General features: G+C 43.9%; 6 protein-coding genes and 2 pseudogenes. 1 reads left to right on the forward strand and 7 read right to left on the reverse strand.

Translation table 11 applies throughout. The annotated features are described in order from the left end of the window. Positions 1–114 precede the first annotated feature (114 nt). From HK413_RS09595 to HK413_RS09620, 7 genes and pseudogenes are all read right to left on the reverse strand, one after another. Positions 115–2,085, reverse strand: a complete 1,971-nt coding sequence (locus HK413_RS09595) for a TonB-dependent receptor (RefSeq protein WP_175270031.1) — start codon at positions 2,083–2,085, stop codon at positions 115–117. Continuing rightward, complete coding sequence (locus HK413_RS09600) at positions 2,079–2,765, reverse strand: carboxypeptidase-like regulatory domain-containing protein (protein ID WP_175270032.1); 687 nt, start codon at positions 2,763–2,765, stop codon at positions 2,079–2,081. The genes HK413_RS09595 and HK413_RS09600 overlap by 7 nt, the downstream gene beginning before the upstream one ends. A gap of 4 nt (positions 2,766–2,769) precedes the next feature. Then, positions 2,770–3,720, reverse strand: coding sequence for a GLPGLI family protein (locus HK413_RS09605; protein ID WP_175270033.1), 951 nt, complete (start codon positions 3,718–3,720; stop codon positions 2,770–2,772). A gap of 289 nt (positions 3,721–4,009) precedes the next feature. After that, positions 4,010–4,207, reverse strand: a complete 198-nt coding sequence (locus tag HK413_RS15250) for a hypothetical protein (protein WP_217452200.1) — start codon at positions 4,205–4,207, stop codon at positions 4,010–4,012. A gap of 7 nt (positions 4,208–4,214) precedes the next feature. Continuing rightward, positions 4,215–6,964: pseudogene (gene ligD / locus HK413_RS22200) on the reverse strand (DNA ligase D); the annotation flags it as partial. Next, positions 6,955–7,131, reverse strand: a pseudogene (locus HK413_RS09615) (DUF3606 domain-containing protein); the annotation flags it as partial. The pseudogenes HK413_RS09615 and ligD, both read right to left, overlap by 10 nt. A gap of 77 nt (positions 7,132–7,208) precedes the next feature. After that, on the reverse strand, positions 7,209–7,748 hold the full coding sequence (locus HK413_RS09620; RefSeq protein ID WP_246230176.1) for a mechanosensitive ion channel family protein: 540 nt from the start codon (positions 7,746–7,748) through the stop codon (positions 7,209–7,211). Here HK413_RS09620 and HK413_RS17720 point away from each other — a divergent pair. After that, positions 7,741–8,030, forward strand: a 290-nt coding sequence (locus tag HK413_RS17720; protein ID WP_246230178.1) for a hypothetical protein, incomplete at its 3' end; no start/stop codon positions are given. The two genes, HK413_RS09620 and HK413_RS17720, sit on opposite strands and share 8 nt — an antisense overlap.

The following is an 8,030-nucleotide window of genomic DNA, read 5'->3' on the forward strand; positions in this document are numbered from 1 at the left end:
GCAATTTGGATCACTTGTGTTGTGACAAAACAGTATCACTAAAAGTTTCAAAGAAACATAACCTTGTTGAGCCCCTTGAAGGGTGACAGCCGCTCGCTTTCTCCCTTACTTTTATTACAAACTAAACATCAGCTTTGCTAAAACGATCCTTCCCGGTATGGTATAAGTGCTTGACGTGTAAACGTTGGCTGATAAATAAACAGCGGTATAGTTTTGCGTATTAAACAGGTTTTGAGCAGTTACTTCCAAATCAAGCTTGGTTTTTGGTAACTTGTAACGTACTGACGCGTCACCAAAGATATATTTCAGATCATTGGCCTGTTGCTGGTGCGTGTAATAATGATCGGCAGACGCGCTTAAGAACAGGTTGTTTGTAGGGTTATAATTTAACGCCGCGGTTTGTATCAGGCGCTCAAATTTACTGTTGCTGGTTCCCCCTACCGGTTTGCTGGTGGTTTGCATATAATTTAATTTATAACTAAGGGTAATTTTATTGCTCACCTTTGTTTCGGCTCCGCCGCCTATGGTATTGTTAAAGGTATTATAGGGCAGGACATTACCATTCTGGATCTGGTTTAATTTGGTTGTTTGATAAGTTAGTCCGCCGCTAAAGGTAGTCCGCAGCGCGAACGAATATTTGCTTACAAAACCGCTAAACGACCATGAATTAATGTTGTTATCAAAAGGCAGCACCACGCGTTGCTGGATATTAGCCGTCAATACACTCGACCCGATATTATTGGCATACTGGTGTGTGTAAGCGGCATTTAAGCTAAAAAAGAACAGTGTGATAGCCTTGCGGTAATTATATCCTAATGCTGCTGTTTGCGTTTGCCGCTCGGTCAAATCGGCATTGTTGGCAAACAGGCTGCGATAGTTGGTTAAGATCTCGCCCCGGTAAACATCCTGTATGCCGCCAATTGAATTCCTGAAGTTGTAATTCAGCGTCAGGAAATCTTCAATGCCGGTTTGATATTTAACCGACACCCGCGGGTCGAAATACAAACGGTTAAGCCTTTTATCCAGTTGATAAAACGCGTCGTTATAACTAATGCCGACCAGCGTTAAAGGGAGTGTTACATTCACCTTTAATATACTACCGGGGATATCATACCCAGCCTCGGCATACAACTTATTGCGCTGCCAGTTAAGATTGTTCGTAGCACTGTCTGACACCAGGTTGGTACTGTTATTTAACTGCGTAACCGAAAGATCGGACGTTAGCTTTTGCGATTGAATACTGAACCCAACCTTATAACTCTGCGTAAACAACTGGCGCGGTATGCGATAGGTAATAAAGTTATTGGTGAAAAAACTGGGGATATTGGCGTTCTGCGTTAAATGTGCGTACGGGGCATTGTTATTAAAAATATTAGGGTTCAGTCCCGGTTCTATCACGCGGTTCTCCGGCTCGGTCGAGTGGTTGATATAGCTATAACCTTCAATAATACTGTTGTTTTTAAAGGTTTGCATAAAATTCAGCTCGTTGGATGCATCTACCGGGTTATCTTTAAATGTTTGTTTTACCCCCGATCCGTTAGTAACTAATGATGAGTAAGCCATATTGTGGCTATAGTCCGCAATAAGGTTGTCATTTAAATAATACTTACTGCTGTTAATATTCAGCGTAAACTGGGTGTGCAGCAGGTCGGGCCGGCGTTTATTGTTTTGGGTTTCGGTATAATGTATAGTTTCTGCCGGCAAATAAATATCACTTACTTTTTGATAATCCTGTCGTTGGTTATCGCGCACGTACGATAAGTTAACCCGCAGTTGCAGGTCCTTCTTTAAATTCAAAAGGTTATTTAAGTTCAACATGCCCGACTGATCAAACAAATAACGGTTACGTGGCAGGTCCGGGTCGCCTGCCGTGCCTAATGACAGTACGCTTCCCGGCTTATCGTTATCTATCCTTGACAAATAATCGTTCCTATTATGCGATATCAGGTCGCCGGTTACATCAAGGCCGGTATTGTTACCTTTAATATAGTTTATGGCCTTGTACTTGTCCTTAAACATCATGGCGTTTATATCAGCATAGTAATTACCCGGTAAGCCGGCACCCGTGGTTTCCTGTCCTACCATCTGTAGTTTGGCATCTTTTTTATGGTAAGATTTAAGGCTACGTCGTCGCTGTTTACCTTGCCCTGCAGCATTTTAACCGGCTGATGGTTTTGCATTACCTGCACACGGTCTACCACCCCATTTGGGATATTGTTGGTGGCGATATTGTATTTATCATCCAATAAATTATCACCACCTATATACAGGTTTGAAATAGACTTGCCGTTATAGCTTATCTTTCCATCTTTAGCTACATCAATACCCGGCAGTTTTTTGATCACATCGCCAATTACCCTATCCTGCGGACTGCTAAAGTCAGAAACCTTATAACTCAGCGTATCGCCACTGACACGTAAAAACGGGCGTTTATTCTTGATCACCACATCCTTCAACTGATTTACAGCCATGCTCAGCTTAAAATTATAGGACGACGTAAAATCAGTAATTTCTTTATCCTGTTTTTTAAAGCCAACGCAGGTTACTTCCAGCATAAGGCCGGACTTGTTTACATCAGCAGGTAATTGCAGGCTATACGCACCTTTGTTATTTGTGGTAGTATAACCGACGATTAAGTTACCACCGCTTTTAAGGTTAACACCCGCGTAGCTTACCGGCTTACCCAAACTATCGGTAACGGTGCCCTGGATGGTTTGGCCCGGGCACACCACGGACAGCAGCATCCATAATATGAATACTCCCACCCACTTATCGGGGCTTCTCATTATTTTTCTCAGGTAACTCTAATGGATTGTTTATTACCGGGCCCTTACCGTTTACCCGGATACGCATATTGCTGGAGCCCCCATCAGGCGCTGCCCTAAAACTACCGCCACTGCCCGCCATTGCCGCTTGTGCAAAAGCATTAGGGTCTTTACGCATGGCTTCCTGTAGGTTTTTAAATTCCTTTTCGGTTGTTTTTACCGCATTGGTTGGTACAGCAATAATGTTTGGGTCGGTGTTGCCCTCTTCCATGCCAAACATTACCAGCTTTGGTGCGCCGGGGGCTGGGGTTGCCTCGGTCGCTTTAACAAAAGGTACAGCTTCTTCCATATTATCAAACTTAAACACAACCTCTTTATTGGTGTCATAAGCCTCCACTATTAAACCCGGCAATCCGCTCAATTTCCATGGGCCGGCGTGGAAAGGTACTTCGGTGGTGAACCGGGCGGTATAGTCGCGGCCCTTAAAATGGCCGGTAGCTTTCTGGCAATGCAGGCTGCCTACGGTCATGGTATCGGCACTTATTTTCCAGTTGATAACCGGCATGGGTTCTTCTATAAGATATGGGGTTATCAGCCTTTCTTTACGGATAAACTTACCTTCTACAGGGAATTGATAATACTCGGTACTGGTAGTTTGCCCCCGGCTTTGGACATTGATGTTTAACCGGCCCGATCCTTTTTGTTCAGCCATTTGCTGTGCAACCTGTTTTTGCATCATTTCCTGCTGCAATTTACGGTCGTAGCTTTTATAAGCGCTGGCGCTTTGGCCCAAAAACAATACCATATTCTCGGTATAGGGTTTATCCTTTTGGGTGGTATCGCGCAGGTGCGAAAATTTATAGTGCACTATCAGCTTGGCGGTATCGGGTTTTTGCGCCCAGCCAAACTGGATGGTCAGCATCAGGATGGCTAAAATTGTGGTGATCTTTTTCATGACTTGTGATATAAGTGTTAACGTTAATTACAAACTGGATTTGAATACGAAAACAAATATATACGAACAATTCGTATATCTACGAATATATCGTAGAATTTAACACTTTTTAACAGATGACGAAATTTTCGTAGGAATTTAAACTATGTATGGTTAATTTACATGCTTCCGGTATCCGGGTTGTCGCGATAGTGCGAGATCTGCTCGACCGCTTGTTCTACTTCCTCTCTTGATAAGGTTTGCATACCATCGGCCACATAGTTAAATACTCTGCCGGGGATCTCGAAAGTTATATAGCCAAGATAATTTGGGTTGGATTGTTTTTTTGTTCATCCGGCGATAGTAAGTCATCAAGGTTATCAGTTGTATAATCTTTATAAATACTATAAGAATGGGTTAAAATTGGATGCCCGTCCATATAAACTCTTGTTTCCGGCACTACCATTACTGGTAAATCCCTGCCAATCATGAAATAAAAAACTGCCATATAACTGTTATGATCCAAATGTTTCTTTCGCCTTTTTAATGGTCTTCTCCAAATCGATGCCTTTTCCTAAAACGCCTTTAAACAGATCACCGGTTTCTTTTAGACGGTCTATCGAGTTAAATATGGTAAAATCCTTCATTGTAAGGCCGGGTTTAACCTCATCCCAATCCAATGGCATGGATACCGTTGCGCCAACCTTTGGCCTTAAAGAGTATGGGCCGGCTATGGTAGCACCGGGGCGGTTCTGTAAAAAATCCGGTACATTTTGCCTTTGCGGTTGGCAACCATTCGCTCCAAACTGGTATAATCCGGTATTTGTTTATGCACCAGCGATACCACGATCTTTGCAAACATTTGCGACTGGTCATAATCGTACTTAGCACCTAACGGGATATAAATATGCATCCCGGTTGAGCCTGATGTTTTAGGATAGGAAGGGACGTCAAGCGCATCCAGCACTTTTTTACTTCCTGCGCCGCTGCTATCACCTGGTCAAAAGTGTTTTTATCCGGATCAAGGTCTATTACGCAATAATCCGGATTATCCGGCGATTGCACGCGGCTGAACCGGGGGTTCATTTCTATACAGCCCAAAGATGCCATCCATAATAAATATGACTCGTCTGATCCTACCAAATATTCTTTATGCTCACCGTCGCTGGTGGTATAAGGGAAGGTTTTGGTCACCCAATCGGGTGCTTTGCCTTTAACATCTTTTTGATAAAAGCTCGACCCATGGATCCCGTTGGGAAAACGGTTAAGCGACATTGGCCGGTCCTTTAAATAGGGCAAAATATATTCGGCTACGCGATAGTAGTAGTTAAACATATCGCGTTTGGTTACCCCGTCTTCGGGCCAGTAAACTTTACTCAGATGGGTAAACTTCAAGTCGTGCCCGCAAATTTTACGTACCTGCGTTTCGTCTTTGGGGTTAAGCAGGGTTTTACGATCTGTGTCCTTCGGTGGTTCAATAGCTTTATGGGTTTCTTTAGGCGATTTTTTATTGGTTTCCTCTTTAGGCGACACTTCCTGATCGGCTTCTTCTACCGTCTCGGTGGTGTCCTTTGGTGTTTCTAATATCACATCCTTAGCTTTTTTATCCGTACGCATACCTTTAAATGATGCCTGCCGGAAAACCCCATCGCTGGTAACTTCGGCAAAGGCCACCTCGCCTACCAACTCCGGTTTTAACCAGGTTGGTTTGGCCCCCATCCGCTGCGGGCGGAAGCGGGATGGTTTATCCACATCCGGCTCTACATCAAACGGGCTTTTATCAGTTATTAATGGCTTAAACTGCGCCATCATTTCCTTCTGCATTTTCTCGGAGAACCCGGTACCCACCTTACCTACATATTTTAGTTCTTTACCATCATATACAGCCAGTACCAAGGCGCTAAAGGCTTTTGATGTTCCGGCATTTTTGGTGAAGCCGGCTATAATAACTTCCTGCCGGCGCTGCACTTTTATCTTGAGCCATTCTTTTGATCGCAGGTCGGAGGTGTAAACGCTGCCGGCTTTTTTAGCCATAATACCTTCCATGCCAACTTTTTCGGCAGCTTCAAAAAACTCAATACCGTTTGCAGCAAATACTTTGCTTTGCCTTACGCTATCGCTATTGGTTGGCAATATTTCTTTAAGAATAGCCCGGCGGTCGGTTAGCGGCAGGCCCATCAGATTTTTACCCTCGTACCATAAAATATCAAATACGTAATAAACCAGGGTTCCCGTCGGCCTCGCTGCGCCAGTTTTGCAGCGCGCCAAAGTCTGACAAGCCCTTATCATTCAAAACAACGATCTCACCATCAATAACCGCGTTGATCTGCCAGTCTTTAAGTATCTTATTGATCGGGTAATATTTATCAAACGGAAGATTGTTACGCGATATCAGTTCCGCTCCTTTCTTATCAATAACAGCTACTGCCCTATAGCCGTCCCATTTAACTTCGTAAACCCAATCAGGGTCGTCAAAGGGTTCGTCCACCGGGGTGGCTTTCATAGGTTTGATATTTTTCGGCGCAGCCGATTTAGGGGCTGATTTTAAAAGCGCCGCAACATCGGGCTGATCCTTATCCACTTGTCCCTCAGCCAGGTCTTCACCCACCACTTCCTCAGCCGGTTCTGCCGGGGCTTTTTTTAGTTTTTTGGTTGATTTTTCTACATCTTCCTCATGCCCGTGCTGCCAAACCTTTTCGCTGGTTTTCTCCATGGCTTCGATGGTTTTGCCGGAGAGTATTGATTTATCTTTTTTGGTAATATCTGTCTTTGATGCAAAATCGTCATTGTGTTTAATAAGCAGCCAGCCGTTCTCGCCCATGCCGTGGGTTTTAACCAGTGCAAACTCGCCCTGCAGTTTTTCACCATGCAGCTTTATCTTAACCGAGCCTGATTCCAACTGCTTTAGCAGGTGCTTTTCCTGCGCTTTCTTGCCCTTAATTTCTTCAATTGGCTCATAGGTACCCTCATCCCAAACTATTACGGTACCGCCGCCATATTCGCCCTGTGGGATGATGCCTTCAAAATTCCGGTAGTCAAACGGGTGGTCTTCCACCATCATGGCCAGGCGCTTAACCTTTGGGTCGGTAGACGGGCCTTTAGGCACCGCCCAACTCTTTAGTACACCATCCATTTCGAGCCTGAAATCATAATGCAGCCTTGAGGCGTCATGCTTTTGTATCACAAACATCAGGTGGTCTTTATCCTTGCTGCGGCCGGCTTTTGGCTCGGCAGTTTTGTTAAAGTCCCGCTTCTCTACATATTTTCCGGCTCATGGTGGTAGCTTTTATTTTTTAGATATTCACGTACTGCTTCAGCCGTTGTACCGGCTTCCTTCACAACTTCGCGCAATTTTTCTGGCGATATACCTAACTCTTTTGACCAGTATTCCACTTCATAATTTTCGTGAATGTTGATCCTGTCCCTGTCAGGGGTTCCAACTTTTCCTTATTGTCCATATTATTAATTATTTGTTAAGGTTTTAAACAATAAATAATAGCAAATGGTTTTTACATTCCCGCTAATTTAATACCCCCATTTTTAAGTTCATCCATTATAGCTTCCTGTAATCTAAGCCGGCTATCATTAAAACCATGGGCATTTACCCATACATTAATGTTTATCTTATAACCATCCAGTTCCATTAAAGATAAGCCGATGCGCCGTTCGGGTGTTTTCAGGCAATCTTTATTCTCATCAATGGTTTTATCAAGTATTGCTTTAACCTGTTTAAAATCAACCGCATTGGGCACCTTAAATTCAATGTCCAGTCGCCTGATACCTTCCCGGCTGATATTGATGATCACCTCATTTGATAATTTACTGTTAGGTACTATTACCATACGGTTATCAAAGGTTTTTACCATAGTGTAAAATATCTGGATAGAAGTTACCGTGCCTTCCAGGCCACGGGTAATAATGTTATCGCCCACATCAAACGGCTTTAATAAGAGGATGAGGATACCGCTGGCAAAATTTTGCAGCGTACCTGATAAGGCCAGGCCGACCGCGACACCAAACGACGCTACTACGGCAGCGAACATGGTCATAGGGATACCGATTACCTGCATTACGCCCAGTATAAGCAGCACCCTTAAAGCTACGCCAAGCAAGCTCAATAAAAAAGACCGTACCGATGAATTAACTTCCTTTTCGTGCAGGCCCTTGTGCAGCCAGTTTAGTATTAACCTTATCAGCCATAAACCTATAAGTAAAATTATTATCCCCGCTACTATAAGGCATCATCACAGGGCGAAATGGCGGCGGTACGTAAAGTTTGGGAAGGGGCCAATTGAAGAAATTAAGCGCAGGAAGCACCTGCTAAAGCAGTG

This window comes from Mucilaginibacter humi (assembly GCF_013087555.1).